General features: G+C 58.3%; 2 protein-coding genes. Both read left to right on the top strand.

The window, feature by feature from the left end:
- Positions 1-20: 20 nt before the first annotated feature.
- Positions 21-18362, top strand: a complete 18342-nt coding sequence (locus KUIN1_RS15730; protein WP_152092115.1) for a hemagglutinin repeat-containing protein — start codon at positions 21-23, stop codon at positions 18360-18362.
- Entirely contained in the window at positions 18362-18820 is a 459-nt protein-coding gene (locus KUIN1_RS15725) for a hypothetical protein (protein ID WP_116866636.1), read from the top strand. Before KUIN1_RS15730 ends, KUIN1_RS15725 begins: the two co-directional genes overlap by 1 nt.
- Positions 18821-19026: the final 206 nt, after the last annotated feature.

The following is a 19026-nucleotide window of genomic DNA, read 5'->3' as shown; positions in this document are numbered from 1 at the left end:
CCTGTTTCGAGGTCACTTACATGGACGTTCACCAACTGGCTCTGCTCGCTCGTCAGCCCTCTGCTGTGCTGGTCGAGCGCCGGGCTTTCTGGGGAATGCCCAAGCGCGGCCTCGCGCTGATTCTCGCCAATGCGATGTTCTGGCAGCCGCTGCTGGTTCAAGCCGAAGGCATCGTGGTCAGCGGCACGAATACCAGCCTGAACCAGGCCGGCAATGGCGTGCCGATCGTCAACATTGCCGCGCCCAATGCCAGCGGTTTGTCACACAACCAGTATCAGCAGTTCAACGTCGACAGCCAGGGCGTCATCCTCAACAACTCCACCAACCAGACCCAGAGCACTCAACTGGGCGGCATCATCGTCGGCAACGCCAACCTGCGCGGCACGGCGGCCAGCACCATTCTCAACGAAGTGGTCGGGGCCAACGCCAGTCAGCTTAAAGGCTATACGGAAGTGGCCGGGCAGGCGGCACGTGTCATCGTCGCCAACCCCTACGGCATCAGTTGCAACGGCTGTGGTTTCATCAATACCCCGCAGGTCACGCTGACCACCGGCAAACCCGTGCTGGATGCCAACGGGCAATTGCAGCGTTTCAATGTGCAGGGCGGCAGCATATCCATCGACGGCGTGGGGCTGAACGCAGACAACGTCGACCAGTTCGACATCATTACCCGTAGCGCGAAGATCAATGCCGAGCTACACGCCAGGCGCCTCAACATCATTGCCGGTCGCAACGATGTCGACGCGCAGACGCTGAATCCCACGGCCTTGCCTGACGATGGCAGCGCCAAACCGGAGTTGGCCGTCGACAGCTCGGCGCTGGGCGGCATGTATGCCGGCGCGATCCGTCTGGTGGGCACCGAGGCGGGTGTCGGCGTCAGGCTGGCCGGCGATCTGGCGGCCAGTGGCGGTGATATCCAGATTGATGCCAACGGCCACTTGAGCATGATGCAGACTGCTGCCAGCGGTGCTGTGGCGGTCAAGGCCAGCAGTGCCGAGGTCAACGGGCCGGTCTACGCAGGGTCGTCACTGGGCATGACCACGGCAGGTGATCTCATCACCCGGCAGAACGTCGCCGCGCGCGATGCTCTGACACTTTCCGCAGGCGGCCAGATCAATAACACCGCGGTGATCGAGGCTGGCGTCAATGCCGACAACAGCCGCAATGCATCGGGCGATGTGACGCTGTCTGCCAACGGGCTCAACAACAGCGGCAGCATCACTGCCAGTCGCGCTCTGCAGGCCACTATCAGCCAGACCCTGAACAATCAGGGAGCCACACTGAACGGACAGTCGAGCGCACGCATCGTGGCCACTGCCGTCGACAATCGCCAGTCAGGCCGGATTCTGAGCCAGGGTGGCACTGTCGATATCAACGCGTCTCAGGTGCTCAACAGCCAGAGCGGGCTGATCAGCAGCAATGGCACTATGACCATCACTGCGGGCTCTCTGAACAATAGCCAGCAAGGCAAGCTGTTCAGCAGCAGCGCATTGTCTGCCCGTATTTCCGGGCCGTTGCTCAACCAGCTGGGGCTTATCAGCGCCAATGGCGATCTGCTGCTCAACGCGGCAAGCGTGGACAACCGCAGCGCGGAAATCTCCAGTCTCGGCAGCCTGACCTCGACCGTCAGCCAGTTCGATAACCGCGAAAAAGGCCGTCTGCTGGCCAGCGGCGCGCTGCAACTGACCTCTGACCACCTGAACAACCAGAACGGCTCGGTTGCCGGACAGCAAGGTGTACAGCTGAATCTGGGGCAACTGACCAATGCTGGCAACGGCAGTCTCTACGGCAAAAACAGTCTGAGCCTGGCCGTCAGCGGCGCGTTGAACAATGACCAAGGCACACTGCGCAGTGATGGCACTCTGAATGTGCGTGCAGCCTCTCTGAGCAATAACAGTGGCAGCGCGACCAGTGCCGGCACGGCAACGGTCAGCACAACGGGCGCAGTCGCCAACCTTGGCGGACAGATTCTGAGCGATGCGGGCCTGACGCTTTCCAGCGGCAGTTTGGATAACAGCCAGAGTGGTCGCATTGCCGGCAATGGCGTGGTGCTTGCCACTGGCGCTTTCGACAACCATCAGGACGGCCGCCTGACCAGTACCGGCGCGCTTCAACTGAACGCCGGGCTGGTCAACAACAGCGACGCCGGCCGTATTGCCAGCGCCATGGCGCTGACTGCCGTGGTCACCGGCCTGAATCAGACCAACGACGGCCGGCTGTACGGCAACAGCGATGTCAGCCTGGACCTGAGCAATGGCCTGTTGACCAACCAGGGCGGCCAGATCACTGCGCCGGGGCAGTTGCTGCTGAAAAACCTCACGGCGGTCAATAATCAGAGCGGCAAGATTTCCAGCGCCAACAGCTTCACGCTGGCAGCCACTTCGCTGGACAACACCGACGGTTCGATACTCAGCGATAAAGCGCTCGTTGTGCGCATCAATCAGTTGCTGACCAACCTTCGCGGTCTGGTTTCTGCGACCGGTCTTGATCTGACAGCGGGCTCACTGAACAACCGCAATGGCGAAATATCCAGCCTTGGCAGTCTGACGGCCAACGTTGGTCAGTTCGATAACCGTGAAAAAGGCCGCCTGCTGGCCAGTGGCGCGCTGCTGTTGACTGCTGACGGCTTGAACAACCTGAACGGGATCGTTTCCGGTCAGCAGGGCGTGCAACTGAACCTGGGGCAATTGAACAATACCGCTGGGGGCAGCGTTTACGCTAAGGATGCGCTGAACCTGACGCTGGGCGGTGTGTTGCAAAACGATCAGGGCGTATTGCGCAGTGATGGCGCAATGGACCTCAAAGCAGCCGGTCTGGCCAACACCAACGGCAGTGTGAGCAGTGCCGGCACAGGTGCGCTCAATTTCAACGGTGCGGTGGTCAACCAGGGTGGACAGATAGTCAGCGATGCACAACTGACACTCACCAGTGGCAGCCTCGATAACAGCCGGAGCGGTCGTATTTCCGGTAAAGGTCTGGTGCTCGGTACTGGAGTCTTCGACAACCATCAGGACGGCCGCCTGACCAGTACCGGCGCACTCCAGCTGAATGCCGGGCTGGTCGACAACAGTGACGCCGGTCGTATTGCCAGCGCCATGGCTCTGACTGCCGTGGTTACGGGCCTCAATCAGACCAATGACGGGCGCTTGTACAGCAACAGCGATGTCAGCCTGGATATGAGCAATGGCCTGCTGAACAACCAGAGTGGGCAAATAACCGCTCCCGGTCAGCTGCTGCTGAGAAATCTGAACGTCGTCAATAACCAGAGCGGCAAGATCTCCAGCGCCAACGATTTCACGCTGGCAGCGACTTCGTTGGACAACACTGACGGCTCGCTGGTCAGCGACAAAGCGCTGATCGTGCGTATCGCTCAGCTGCTGACCAACCTGCGCGGGCAGATCTCCGCCAACGGCGTCACCCTGAGCGCCGCAGCGTTGGATAACCGCAACGCCGAACTGTCCAGCCTGGGCAGCCTGACGGCCACCATAGGCCAGTTCGATAATCGCGAAAAAGGTCGCCTCCTGGCTAATGGCGCGCTGCTGTTGACCGCGGACGGCTTGAATAACCTGAACGGGATCGTTTCCGGGCAGCAGGGCGTGCAACTGAACCTGGGCCAACTGAACAATACCGGTGGGGGCAGCGTTTTTGCCAAAAGCAGTCTTGGTCTGACCGTCAGCGGGGCACTGAACAATGGTCAGGGTGTGCTGCGCAGCGACGGTTCACTGACCGGGAGTGCAGCCTCGCTGGCCAACAGCGCGGGCAGTATCAGCAGCGCCGGTGTCGCGTCGATCATTATCAATGACGGCGTCGTCAACCGGGGCGGGCAGATACTCAGCGACGCGCAACTGACACTCACCAGCGCCAGCCTCGATAACAGCCAGAGCGGGCGTATTGCCAGTAAAGGTCTGGTGCTCAGCACCGGAGCCTTCGACAACCATCAGGACGGTCGCCTGACCAGTACCGGTGCACTTCAGCTGAATGCCGGGCTGGTCAACAACAGCGACGCCGGGCGCATCGCCAGCGCCATGGCCCTGACTGCCGTGGTCACCGGCCTGAATCAGACCAACGACGGCCGGCTGTACGGCAACAGCGACGTCAGCCTGGACCTGAGCAATGGTCTGTTGAGCAACCAGAGCGGCCTGATCAATGCGCCTGGCCAGTTGCTGCTGAAAAACCTGAATGTCGTCAACAACCAGAGCGGTGAAATCTCCAGTGCCAACGGTTTTACACTGGCTGCCAACTCGCTGGATAACACGGACGGCTCGCTGCTCAGCGATAAAGCGCTTGTTGTGCGCATCAATCAGTTGCTGACCAACCTGCGCGGCAAGATTTCCGCCAATGGCGTCAATCTGAGTGCTGCAACGCTGGACAACCGCAGCGCGGAAATTTCCAGCCTGAGCACCCTGACTGCCACCATCGACCAGTTCGATAACAGTGCGAAAGGGCGTCTTCTGGCCAACGGCATAATGCTGCTGACCGCCGATAACCTGAATAACCAGAACGGCGTGGTCTCCGGACAGCAGGGCGTCCAGTTGACTCTGGGACAACTGACCAACTCCGGCGGCAGCGTTTATGCAAAAAACACGCTGGGTCTGACGCTGACCGGTGCAGTGAATAACAATCAGGGCGTACTGCGCAGTGACGGCACGCTGGACCTGAAAGCAGCTTCTCTGGCCAACACTGGCGGTCGGGTCACCAGTGCCGGTGTTGCCACGTTGCAAGTCGATGCTGCCGTCGTCAACCAGGGCGGGCAGATCATCAGCGATGCGGGGCTGACGCTTTCCAGCGCCAGCCTGGACAATAGCCAGAGCGGTCGCATTGCCGGCAATGGTGTGGTGCTCACCACTGGCGCTTTCGACAACCATCAGGACGGCCGCCTGACCAGTACCGGCGCGCTTCAACTGAATGCCGGGCGGGTCAACAACAGCGACGCCGGTCGTATCGCCAGCGCCATGGCCCTGACTGCAGTGGTCACTGGCCTGAACCAGACCAACGATGGCCGTCTGTACAGCAACAGCGATGTCAGCCTGGACCTGAGCAACGGCGTGCTGACCAACCAAGGCGGTTTGATCAATGCGCCGGGGCAGTTGCTGCTGAAAAACCTCACGGCGGTCAACAACCAGAACGGCGAAATTTCCAGTGCCAACGGTTTCTCGCTGGTGGCCACTTCGCTGGATAACACCGATGGTTCGGTCATCAGCGACAAAGCCTTGATCGTGCGCATCGACCAACTGCTGACCAACCTTCGCGGTCTGATCTCCGCGACCGGTGTTCAACTGAGTGCTGCGACGCTGGACAACCGCAACGCTGAACTCTCCAGCCTTGGAGAGCTGACCGCAACCGTCGGCCAGTTCGATAACAGTGGCAAGGGCCGTATACTGGCCAATGGTACGTTGCTGCTCAACGCCGACAGCCTGAACAACCAGGGCGCAGGTGCCGTCTCCGGACAGCAGAGTGTGCAGTTGAACGTCGGCCAGTTGACCAACACTGGCAGTGGCAGCGTCTACGCCAAAAACAGTCTGGGCCTGAAAGTCACGGGCGTCCTCAACAACGATCAGGGGGCATTGCGCAGCGATGGCACGCTGGCGTTGAGCGCCGCTTCTCTGGGCAATACTGCCGGCAGCATCACCAGCGCCGGCGCCTCGTCCCTGACGGTCGATGGCCCGGTCGTGAACCATGGCGGGCAGATTCTCGGCGATTCAACACTGGTGCTCACCAGTGGCAGTCTCGACAACAGCCAGAACGGTCGTATTGCCGGCAAAGGGGTAGAACTCGTCACAGGCGCCTTTGACAACCAGCAAGGCGGTCGCCTGACCAGTACCGGAACCCTTAAGCTCGATGCAGCGCTGGTGAACAATAGTGATGCCGGTCGTATCGCCAGCGCCATGGCGCTGACTGCCGTAGTCACCGGCCTGAATCAGACCAACGATGGCCGTCTGTACAGCAACAGCGATGTCAGCCTCGATTTAAGCAAAGGCGTGCTGAACAACGACGGCGGTCTGATTACCGCGCCGGGCCAGTTGCTGCTGAAAAATCTCAATGCAGTCAGCAACCGCAGCGGTGAAATTTCCAGCGCCAACGGCTTCACCCTGGCTGCGACGTCGCTGGACAACACCGCTGGCTCGGTGCTCAGCGACAAAGCGCTCATTGTGCGTGTCGACCAGTTACTGACCAACCTGCGCGGTCTGGTGTCTGGCAACGGTATCGATCTGACGGCCAATGAGCTGAATAACAACAGCGGCAGCCTGAGCAGCGATGCCGATCTGCTGGTAAACGTTACTGGCCAGCTGTCGAGCCGCAGCGGCGAGCTGACCAGTGCTGGTAACACGACCCTGAATGCGCTGAGTCTCGATAACGCCGCTGGCCAGGTCATGGCTGACCGGTTCTTGAAACTGGTGATCACTGAAACCATCGACAATCAGGCCGGAACGCTGGGCGCAGGGCAGGGTATCAACATAGGTGCCGCGAGTCTGGACAACCGCCAGTCCGGTGCACTGGTCACAGATGGCCAACTGACTCTGAAGCTGACCGGAGCGCTGGACAACCGCGCGGGTGGCAGCCTGCAAGCCAAAGGCTTGATGGACCTTTCGAGCAAGACGCTGGATAACCGTGGCGGCCGTATTGCCGCGCAGAACCTGTTGATCGTACATAGCGACAGCGCCGATAACCGTGGCGGTTCGATTCGTGCCGAAAAAGGCCTGCAGCTGTTCGTCGATGCCCTCGACAATAGCCAGACCGGCCTGAGTGCCACGCAAAAAGGCCTGATCAACAGCAATGCCGGTCTTGAACTGGTCGGCACGCGTCTGGACAGCCAGAACGGTCTGCTCAACGCCGCTGGCCTGATGCAGTTGCAGGTCGACAGCGTTGCCAACGGCAGCGGTCGTATCGCCAGCCAGGCAGACATGGTCGCCAATATCGGCAGTCTGACCCAGCAGGGCGGCGAGCTGGTTGCGCAGGGCAATCTGACCCTGATCGGCAAAACCCTCGACAACCGGTCGGGCGGCCTGGTGGGCTCTACAAAAGCGCTGAAAATCGATGTTGCCGATATCGACAACAAGGCCGGTGAACTGTCCAGCCAGATCGGTGTGGACATCATTGGTCAGACGCTCGACAACAGCAATGGCGGCAAGGTCCTGGCCGGTACGGCGCTGGGGCTGACCGTGGCGCGCGTGATCAACCTGAATAAAGGCCTGTTGTTCGGTAACACCCTGCGTCTCGACGGTACACGCCTGGATAACGCAGGCGGTACGCTGGCGAGCCAGAAGGATCTGAACATCAGCCTGTCTGGCGCGCTGTACAACACTGGCGGCCTGCTCAGCAGTGAGTCGGCCATGACGGTCAGCGCTGCTTCCCTGCAAAACGCTTCGGGCAGCCTGTCCAGTGCCGATGCCTTGAGCGTCACCACCACCGGCGCTCTGGAGAACCAGGCGGGCTCCGTTACTACCGACGCCACGCTGACACTGACCAGCGCCAGCCTGAACAACAGTCAGGCGGGCAAACTGGCTGGCAAGGGCGCCACGCAGGTCACCACCGGCACGTTCGACAACAGCCAGGGCGGTCGCCTGACCAGCAGCGATACCCTGCGATTGACGGCAGGCAAGGTCATCAACCAGAGCGCCGGACGTATTGCCAGTGCGCTGGCGTTGACGGCCAGCGTGACCAGCCTCGACCAGCAGGGTGGTGAGCTGTTCAGCAACACCTCGCTGAGCCTCGATCTGAACAACGGCCAGTTGAACAATCAGGGCGGTCTGATCAACGCCCCGGGCGTGTTGCTGCTGAAGAATCTCAACGGCGTGGCCAACCAGAACGGCGAAATTTCCAGTACACAGGCCTTAACCCTGAACGTCGACAGCCTCGATAACAGTGGCGGCAAACTGCTCAGCAGTCAGGCTCTGACGCTGATCGTCAACAAGGCGCTGAGCAACGTCAAAGGTACGATTTCCGCTGCCGCGCTGAACACTCGCAGCGACAGCCTGGACAACACCGAAGGCTTGATCAGCAGCCGCGCAGCTCTGGACTTGATGGTCAATACCGCCCTGACCAACGTCAAGGGCACGCTGGTCGGCGACGCTGACATGACGCTGAACGCCGCGACCGTGGACAACCGCCTCGGCCAGATCGCCAGCAAACAGAACCTCAACGCACGGATCGGCAGCCTTCAACAGCAGAACGGCCAGATGCTTGCCCAAGGCACATTGACCTTGCGTGGCGACGCGCTGGACAACCGTCAGAACGGTTTCATCGGCGCAACCCAAGCCCTCGATATCAGTGTCACCAGCATCGATAACCGTGGCGGGGAACTGTCCAGTCAGGACGCGATGACCCTGACCGGCCAGCAACTCAACAACAGCGACAGCGGTCAGGTGCTGGCACAGAAAGCCTTGAATCTGAACGTTGCGCAGATCACCAACCGAACGAACGGTCTGCTCTCCAGCCAAGCCGGCTTGACGCTGGTCGGTAGCACGCTGGACAACACCGGTGGTGCGCTCAGTGCCCTCAAAGCCTTGGGTATCGACCTGTCTGCGACACTCGACAACACAGAGGGCCTGATCAGCAACGAAGATGTCCTGACGGTGAAGACCAGCAGTCTGACCAATACCGCGGGCAGCATTTCCAGCGCTGGAAAACTGACCCTCAACAGCGCCGGGGCAATCAGCAACCAGGGCGGCAAGCTGTTGACCGACGGCGCACTGGACCTGAAAAGTGCCAGTCTTGATAACAGCCAGAAAGGCAATATCAGCGGTAAAGGGCTGCTGACGCTGAGGACCGGGGATTTCGACAACAGCCAGAACGGTCGCGTCAGCAGCAGTGATCGTCTGGACCTGACGAGCGCACGACTGACTAACAGCGATGGCGGCAGCATCGGCAGCAGCCAGGCACTGACCGCCAGTGTCAGCCGCCTGAGTCAGCAGGGCGGCAGTCTGTTCAGCAACACTTCCTTGAGCCTGGACCTGAACAACGGCCAACTGGATAACCAGGGCGGTTTGATCAACGCGCCGGGCGCACTGCTGCTGAAAAACGTCAACGAGGTACTGAACCAGAACGGTGAAATCTCCAGCGCTCAGGCATTTACCCTCAACGCCCAGCAACTGGATAACAGCGGCGGCAAACTGCTCAGCAATCAACTGCTGACCCTGCGCATCGCCCGTGAGCTGACCAACGTCAAAGGCATGATCGCCGCTGCCGGTGTCGATGCCACTGCCAATACGCTCGATAACACGGGCGGTACGCTGACCAGTCGTAACAACCTGGACCTCACCGTCACCGGTGCGCTAACCAACCGCGACAAAGGCCTGATCAATGCTACTCAGGCGCTCAAGGTGGGCGCGGCCAGCCTCGATAACCAGAGCGGTCAGGTGTTGGGCGGCACCAGCCTGATCCTCAACGCTACATCGATCAACAACACCGCGAAGGGCCTGATCAACAGCACCGGCACCCTGAACCTGACTGCCGGCAGTCTCGATTCCGGCAACGGCGGCGAAGTGTCGGCCACACGTGACATGACCCTGGTCCTCAACGCACTGTCGCTCAACGGCGGACGCGTGATGGGCGATGCCGCGCTGTCCATTGACATGCAAGGCAGCGACCTCAATAACCTCGGCGGTTTGATCACGGCAGACGGTTCGCTGACCCTTAACCGCATTCGCGACCTGAATAACCAGTCTGGCGAGGTCTCCAGCGCGCAGAGTTTCAGGTTCGATGGCCGCACCCTCAATAACAGTAGCGGTAAGCTGATCAGCAGCAACGTGCTGACAGTCAACGCGACCAACCTGCTCAACCAGAACGGCCTGATATCTGGCTGGCAGGGCCTGAACGTCTTTGGCAACCGCCTCGATAACCGCAACAACGGCACCTTGTCCAGCCGCAACGGCAACCTTGTTACAACCCTGACCGGTGAATTGCTCAACGGCAGCAACGGAGCGTTGGTCAGCCAGAACACACTGAGCGTAACCGCTGACAGCCTCGACAACAGCGGCGGTATCCTCTCCAGCGGCGCCGGTCAGACGCTGACCGTAGCCGGCCTGCTGAACAACAGCCAGAACGGCCTGATCGACAGTGGTGCCGGGCTGACCATCAAAGCCAATGCCCTGAACAACGCGGCCGGTAACCTGACGGCCCAGCAGGGTTTCAACTTCGAAGGCAGCAGCCTCGACAACAGCGCCGGTAACCTGAGCAGCAAGGGCGAGATGACGCTCGACCTGCTGGGTAGCCTGACCAACACCAGCGGCAAGCTGGCCAGCGGCGGTAACCTGCTGTTGCGGCGCAGCACTGCGATCAACAACCAGGCCGGGCAACTGATCAGCCAGAGCCTGATGACCCTCAACACGTCCGGGCAACTGGACAACCGTAACCGCGGCACAATCGCAGCCAACAACACACTGACTGTAGTCGCGGGTGGCAGTGTCCTCAACGATGCCGATGGCTTGATCTATAGCCAGAGCGCCGATGCACATTTGAATGCAGCGAGCCTGTCCAACGTTCGCGGCGCGGTACAGAGCGTCGGCGCACTGAGCGTCGATGTCGCGGGTACCGTCGACAACCAGAATGGTCGGATCATCGCGCAGAACGGTGACCTGAACCTGAGCGGCGCCAACCTCTACAGTCAAGGCGGAGTGCTGTCCAGCCTGCAAGGTCTGTTTACCGCTAACGTGAGCGGCGTGCTGAAAAACGGCTATGACGCCAACCGCCAGGGCGGCGTCATCCAGGCGCAGCGCCTCAACCTGACCGCGCTGGGCGGCTTCGACAACTACGGCGGCCGAGTCTCCGCGCGCGGCGGCGAAGCGCTGATCACTACCCCTGGCTTCGACAACCGCAACGGCGGCCTGTACGCCAAAGGCCTGGTGCGGGTCAACGGTGGCAACTTCGACAACAGTGGCGACAACGACGGCCAGATCGCTGGCGGCCAGGTCGAACTGAACCTGAGCGGCGCGCTGAACAACCGCTTCGGCATCATCGAAAGCGACAGCACCCTGGCTGTGACCGCTGCCAGTCTGGACAACCAGACCGGGCAACTGCGCGCGCTGGGCGGTGGCGGCGCCACAAACTTCCAGATCGGCAACCTGTTCGACAACCGCAACGGCACCCTGGAAAGCGCCAACAGCGACCTGATCCTCAATGCGGGCAGCTTTCTGAATGGGGGCGGGTCGTTGTTGCATACGGGTAATGGCACGTTTGATATTTCTACGGCCAACCTGACCAATGCTGGCGGCAGCATTGTTACCCGCGGTGGTTTGACACTGAGTGCTGATAGCTGGACCAACAGTAACGTCATCCAGGCCGGGCGCTTCACCGTCAACGTCAATAACTTCAGCCAGACCGCCAGCGGCCAGTTGCTGGCATCGACCAGCCTCGTCGGTAACGGTGGCAATTGGAATAACGATGGATTGATCGCCAGTGACGGCTCGCTAAGCCTCAACCTCGGCGGTACATACGGCGGCAATGGCCGTCTCAGCAGCCTAGGAACGCTCGGACTGAGTGCGGCACAAGTGAACCTGAGCGCCGCTTCGACCATATCCGGCGGCGGTGAAACCTCGGTGACCATGGGGGGGCAACTGAACAATGCCGGTCGCCTGACCTCGGCGACTAACTTGACCATCAACGCGGGGAGCATCAACAACCAAGGCACGCTGGGCAGCGGTCAGGCGCTGACCGTGAACACTGGCTCGCTGGTCAATGACCGTGGGCTGATCTTCAGTGGCAACAACATGAGCCTGCGTGTCAGTTCGCTGAACAACAGCTACGCCAACATCTACAGCCTGGGCAATCTCACGGTTGACCGTAACGGGCAAGGCGCGCTTGCCGACAGCATCGTCAACAGTTCTGCGTCGATACAAAGCGACGGCAGCATGAGCCTCGCGGCGAGCACAATACAAAACGTCCGCGCCCTGTTGACGACCAGCAATGGCGGTATCTATACCGCCAGGATTGATGAGGGGGCGTGCAATCGCGAGTTTTATAACAACGACTGCGGCGGTGGCAAAGCAACTCATACCTGGGAAATAACCCAGCGTGAAAAGCTTGAAGTGACCGCAGCCAGTGCTGCGTCCGGCATTACCGCTGGCGGTAATCTGAACATCAACGGCGGTGATCTGTTCAACCAAAGCAGCACCATCGTCACCAGCGGTAACCTCAACGCTACGCTGAACAACCTGAACAACACCGGCATAGAGGCCAGCGACACCGAAACAGTGCGCGTGTACCGCAGCGCCCGTACTAGCAACGCCGGGGCCTGGACCAACGCCGCAAGCGACTTCACTGAAAAGTACTGGTTTACCAGCAGCGGTTATAACGCCAACAACCTCAGCGGCCTGGAACCGGCAATGGCGGACTTCATCGCCATCACCGAGACAGAGATGCCTGAGTTCCGCAAGGTCACTCAGCTGTCAACCGGCGACCAGAGCTATGCCGCCATTATCCAGGCCGGCGGCGCGGTAAACGTCAACGCGAGCAAGAACATCGGCAACAACGTCGTACGCGCTGGTTACAGCTACGTGAGCGGCGGTTCTCGCACTGACACCAATGCTCCGGGCAGTCAATTCTCCACACGCATTACTGTCAATCAGCAACTGCCGCCAGACCTGGCCCAACAACAAGTCAATCCTTTGAGCCTGCCAGGCTTCAGCCTGCCTACCGGGCAGAACGGCCTGTTCCGCCTGAGTGGCCAGACCGGCACCGCAGCCACTGTCGCTCAACCTGTAGGCCTGCCGCAAAGCTGGACAATGGGCAGCGCAGCGGTGTCCGTCGCGCAACGAGAGCACACCGTTTCAGACGCACAGGCAAGCACCATCCAGATTGGCTCGGTGGGCCAGATATCCAACGCCACCCGCCAGCTTGCTTCCGTCACACGGCAAAGCGCAGGCGTAAGCGCCAATGCAACTGCTTTTGATACCAGCGCTCCAGGTGCCGCACCTATTGGTGGGCTAGTGCTGCCAAGCCATACCTCTGATTCCGCAGGTGTCACCAGCGTCGGCAGCGTGACCGGCATTGCGACGGGCAATCAGGGCAGCGGCGTATTGTTGCCTGTCCAGAATGCAGGATCGACGGCAGGTGTTGCGGCTATCACCGCCATTTCTTCCGGTAACTCGGCCGCGGAAAACGCTGGAATGGTGCAGGGCACCCAGGTCAACAAGGCCGGTCAGATTGTAAATGGTACGCAAGGTAGCTTGGTCAGCGTTGTCAATCAGGCTACGACCGGTGCCCAGTCAGGCGCGAATGCTGCAGTCACCCAGGTGGTTGTAAGTGCTCAAGGCGGAACGGTCATTGCACCGGTTCGCAGCGCCGTGGCTGCTCCGGTCAGCCCTGTCACTGCTGCTGTTCTAAACCCTGTCACGACCACGCCTGCTTCAACCGCTATCACTCAGCCCGCCACAGTGGCGCAGGCCAGCGCTATTACGCCGCTCGTTTCGGCGGCAGCGCAAACGGTGATCCGAGTAGAAGGTCTGCCAAGCAGCAATTTCGTCTCCAAACCGCAAAAATACCTGATCGAAACCAACCCGGTCCTCACTGAACTCAAGCAGTTCATGAGTTCGGATTACCTGCTCGCAGGCCTGGGCTACGACCCCGAAGTCAGCGCCAAGCGTCTGGGCGATGGTCTGTATGAACAACGCCTCGTTCAGCAGGCCGTCGTGGCCAGAACCGGTCAGGCGTTCATCGATGGACAAACCTCCAACGAGGCCCAGTTCAAGTACCTGATGAACAACGCAATCGCCAGCAAGCAGCAGCTGAACCTGGCGGTCGGCGTATCGCTGAACTCACAACAAGTCGCAGCGCTGACCCATGACATCGTCTGGCTCGAAGAGCATGAAGTGAATGGCGAAAAAGTGCTGGTGCCGGTGCTGTATATGGCTCAGGCCGACAATCGCCTTGGTCCGACCGGGGCATTGATCGCGGGTAACGACGTCTCGCTGATCGCGGGGCAAAACCTCGACAACGTCGGCACCTTGCGAGCGGCCAATAACCTGTCGGCTGCTGCTGGAAATGATCTGGTCAACAGCGGCCTGATAGAAGCTGGCAACCGTCTGGACCTGCTGGCAGGTAACGACCTGATCAACAAGTCCGGGGGCATTATCGCCGGACGTGATGTGACATTGACCGCCCTGCGCGGCGATGTCATCAACGAACGCACGGTGACCAGCCATCAGAGCGCTGCGGATGATGCGACCTGGCGTAAGGACTTCGCTGACAGCGCGGCACGTATCGAAGCGGCCAACGACATGTCCCTGCAAGCGGGTCGTGACGTGAAAAACACCGGCAGCGTGTTGCAGGCTGGTCGTGATTTGAGCATCGCTGCGGGCCGCGATGTCGCTATCGACTCGGCCCAGACCGAGAACGGCCAGACACGCGGCGCGAACTCCAGTAACTCCAGCATCACGCAATTGGGCTCCACAGTCAGCGCCGGACGCGACCTGACGGCCCAGGCCGGCCGCGACATCAACGTGATCGCCAGCAGCATCGACGCCAAGCGCGATATCGCGATGGCCGCGACGGAAAACCTGACCCTGTCCTCGGCTGCTGATGAACAGCATTCCTACGGCAAAAGCAAGAAGGTGACCGAGCAGGAAGATCATGTCAGCCAAGTGTCGAGCAATGTGACGGCGGGTGGTAGCGTGGCGCTGAGTGCTGGCGCTGACTTGAGCATGATCGCCAGCAGAATTAATGCCAAAGACGAGGCATATCTGTACGCGGGTAATGACGTCAACGTGCTTGCCGCACAGGATACCGATTACTCGTATTACTCGAAAACCAAGAAAGGGTCTTGGGGCAAGAAGAGTACGAATATGACTGAGAGCGACAGTGATGTTGCTATCGGGTCTCTCATTCAGTCAGGTCAAAAAGCCACGATTGTTGCGGTCAATGATGTCAATTTTGAAGGGTCAAAAGCCAACAGTGACAATGGTGTGCTCGCAGTTCAGGCTGGGCATGACGTTAATCTGACTGCGGCGCAGAACAGCCAATACAGCGCCGCCGCCACTTCTAAGTCTGGCGGGTTCGGTTTATCCACCACTAGCAAAATGAAGAGTGACGCTTCGACCCAGACTTCATTATCTGCATCGACGCTGAGCGGCAACACGACACTCGTTCGGGCTGGAAATGATCTGGTGGTTTCGGCCAGTAATGTCATTTCCACTGAGCAAACGATGTTACAAGCCGGCAACAATGTTGTCATCGACAGTGGCACTGAAAGCTTCAATGCCCAGCACAGCCAGTCGACTAAAAAATCCGGCCTGATGAGCACTGGTGGCATCGGTGTCACCTTAGGAACAGCGAAAAACGCGTTTACCCAAGACTCAGAAAATCAGACTCAGAAAGGCAGCACTGTAGGCAGTGTTCTGGGCGACGTGAATATCACCGCCGGTAAAGATCTGACGGTCAAGGCTTCTGATGTTGTTGCTGGGAATGACGTCAATCTGATTGGCCAAAATGTCAGCATTCTTCAGGCGCAAAACAGGAGCACAAGCACACAGAACCAGGAAAGCAAGAAAAGCGGCCTTACGCTTGCTCTCTCGGGTGCTGTAGGAGAAGCAATAAATACCACGGTGCAAAACGCGCAAGCAGCTAAAGGTGAGGACGATTCCCGTCTTGCGGCGTTGCAAGGTGTTAAGGCTGGGCTGAGTGGCTATCAGGCCTACCAAGCTGCCCAAGCGATCGACTCCGGTGCTGCAAGTGGTAGTTTTTTTGGCATTGCGCTTTCGTTAGGCACCCAAAGTTCCAGCTCCAAGCAAGTGCAGGAACAGAATGTAAGCCAAGGCAGCTCAATCACTGCCGGAAATAATCTGAATATTGTCGCTACAGGCAGTGGCGCAGGTGCTGGTTTGGACGGTGATATCAACGTCGCCGGCAGCAAGCTTCAAGCTGGCCAAGACATGCTGCTTTCGGCTAATCGTGACATCAATCTGCTAGCTGCAGCTAATACACAAAAAGTCGACGGATCTAACAAGAGCGGAGGCGGCGCGATTGGTATTAGCCTCGGCGTCGGCAGCGGCGGTGGTGGTTTGACCGTCTTCGCTAATGCCAATAGCGGGACAGGCAACGAAAAAGGCAACGGTACCACCTGGACTGAAACCAACCTCGACGCTGGTAATAAGCTCTCATTGGTCAGCGGTCGTGATACGACTCTTGTTGGGGCCCAAGCCAGTGCTCAGCAAGTCGTAGCCAATGTCGGTCGGGATTTGTCTTTGATCAGTCTGCAGGACACCGACAAATACGACTCTCATCAGCTCGATGTCAGCGGCGGTGCGAGTTTCAGCTTAGGCACCATGACGGGTAGTGCATCGCTCGGTGTCAGTCAGGACAAGATCAAATCCAACTTTGAAAGCGTGCAAGAGCAAACAGGTCTCTTTGCTGGTAAGGGCGGCTATCAGGTAACAGTGGGCGACCACACCCAACTGAACGGCGCTGTGATTGCCAGCACCGCAGCCGCTGACAGAAATATGCTCAGCACTGGGACTTTAGGTTGGACAGGCCTGAAAAATCAGGCGGAATTTACTGCCCAGCATCAAAGCGCAAGTGGGAGTACAAGCGGTAAAGACGGCTCCAAGTTCATGGGGAATATGGGTAGCCTCACGCTTGTCGGCGCCAACCACAGTGGCAGCGATAGCAGCACAACAAACTCAGCAGTCTCTGATGGGCGTCTGACCATTCGTAATGTCTCAGGACAGCAGCAAGACATTTCTACACTTAGCCGCGACGTAGATCATGCCAGCAACGCGCTCAGTCCAATTTTCGATAAGGAAAAAGAGCAAAACCGACTACGTCAGGTTCAGTTGATCGGAGACATTGGCAGCCAAGCGATGGACATCGTCCGAACGCAAGGTGCGATTGATGCAGCAAATGCACAAAAAGATCCGGTAGCGATTGCCGCGGCGCGTGAAAAGCTGGTCGCTGAAGGGAACACGGATCCATCTGCCAAACAAATCGCGGAGCAAATTAGCGTCACCGTGATGCAGAAATACGGCACGGGTAGCGATTACCAGCGTGCTGCCCAAGCCGTAACTGCGGCGTTGCAGGGGCTGGCGGGTGGGAATATTGCGCAAGCGTTGACCGGAGCTGCCGCGCCGTATCTCGCAGAGCAAATCAAGCAAATGACCTTAGGCAACAAGGACGCCAACCTGATGGCACATGCTGTCTTGGGCGCGGTGGTTGCTCAGGCGCAGGGTAACTCCGCGTTAGCGGGTGCTGCGGGTGCGAGTGTTGGGGAATATATTGCCAATCAGCTATATCCGGGCAAGAAAACGTCGGAGTTGAGCGAAGAGCAGCGTCAGACAATCTCGGCGCTGTCGGCGCTGGCAGGTGGTTTGGCAGGCGGACTGGTGGGCGGTGATGCCTCTAATGCTATTGCCGGAGCATCCGTAGCTAAAAACGCAGTTGAGAACAACTATCTACACGTACCTGAAGCAGAACGGAAAAAGGTGCTGGAGCGTAAGCTCACGAGCGGCACCATCACCGCCCAGGAGGTCAGCGAGTTAGTTTCCCTGAATAAAGTCGATAAAGAACGAAATGCGGAAATTAAAGCAGTCTGCACGGCTGGTAATCTGGGCGGATCAGCATGCGGTCAGTTGGTAACTGTTGCAAAAAACGCGGCTGAGCAATACGGAAAAAGCGTCAGCTATACGCTGATTTACAAGGATCTCTATCCGCAAGACTCGCAGAATTTAGATGCTATTTTGCAGGGACTTGATTCTGATAGTATCACTAGGGATACGGCAATCACGGCGATTACGCAGGCGTCAGGTTTAAGTCGCCAAGAAGTCGAAAACCGATACAATTTCGCCATGACGGCTCAAGCATTGACAGCGGTGCTTGCAGGGGCGTACCTTCCCAGAGGCACGTCTGTAACAAGCAAAGAGACAGTCGCTAAAGACCCTGTTTCACTAGCGGGACAAGCTGATAATGAAGCGGGGATTTTAGTTGATAGGAACGTAATCGTCGGGGGTGCAAAAGAATCCGCGCCTTCGAAAACGGCGGTTCAAGAACTTGAGGTCGACGCCTATAAAAACCTTAAGGCAAGAGAGGTTGTTGGAGATGGTCTAGAACACGACCATATCCCTTCATTTGCTGCGTTGCGCACAGCAAAGGAAGCAGAGTTGGGCCGCCCCCTTACTGAGTTGGAGACCAAGACTCTCTACCAAAACTCTACTGCTGTAGAGGTTCCACGAGATGTACATATTGCAGGTCCGACGTATGGCGGGAAAAATACTTCTGCTCAGATTCAGCAAGATGCTGCGGATCTGTGCGGTGCAGTTTGTCGTGACACAGAAGCTTTGCGGGCAAATCTGAACAGTAGAGGTTATGATTCCAAGTTAGTAGATGAAACTGTTCAAAAAATAGTGGAAAGAAATCGCAATACGGGGGTTATTAAATAATGAACACTTGGTCGGATTTTGTTCGGGCTCTTGGTCAAGATGAAAGCGGGGGAATAGTCACCGACTTATGTCGAAGAGCCGGAGAGTTGCCAGCCGTTTCGGAAACCCCGGATAACTATAATGACCCGGAAGGTAAGACAAGATTCTATAAGTTTATTAAATCTGGCATAGAGATTGGGTTTCGTTCGGGAAAATTAAATCACATTCATTTTTTGGTGCAGCCTCACGAAGGTTATTCGGCATATAAGGAAGATGTGCTTGGTCGTATAGCTCAAGCATGGCGTGTTGAAGATGTTATTGCAGAGCTAGGCTCGCCTAGCAAAGAGGCGCCAGGTAGAGCCGATATGTTAATCGGCTATGTACAGCAGTGGCTGAAGTATGAGTTTAAGACGTACGCTCTACGCATGGAATTTTCGGAAGATGGACGCTTGTGGAAAGCGACGCTAATATCAAATTGATCGCTTTAAGCGTAGCAATGGATTAGATGTTTGTGTGATTTTTAGATGGTGCAAAAGCTACTGCTACCAGTGCTGCCGAAGGTGCTACGCCTCGAGTTTCTATCGATCCCCCGGACGGAAGTTTTTCGATTTCAGATTGGACAGGCTATCCAGCGGGCGTCCCCGTACCGCAAGGGCCATTCAGATTACTGGAGGGGACGGAGTAC

Source organism: Pseudomonas sp. KUIN-1, assembly GCF_009176725.1.
Taxonomy (GTDB): domain Bacteria; phylum Pseudomonadota; class Gammaproteobacteria; order Pseudomonadales; family Pseudomonadaceae; genus Aquipseudomonas; species Aquipseudomonas fragariae.
The sequence above is the reverse complement of the archived record's forward strand: the minus strand, read 5'-3'. Positions and strand labels throughout refer to the sequence as shown.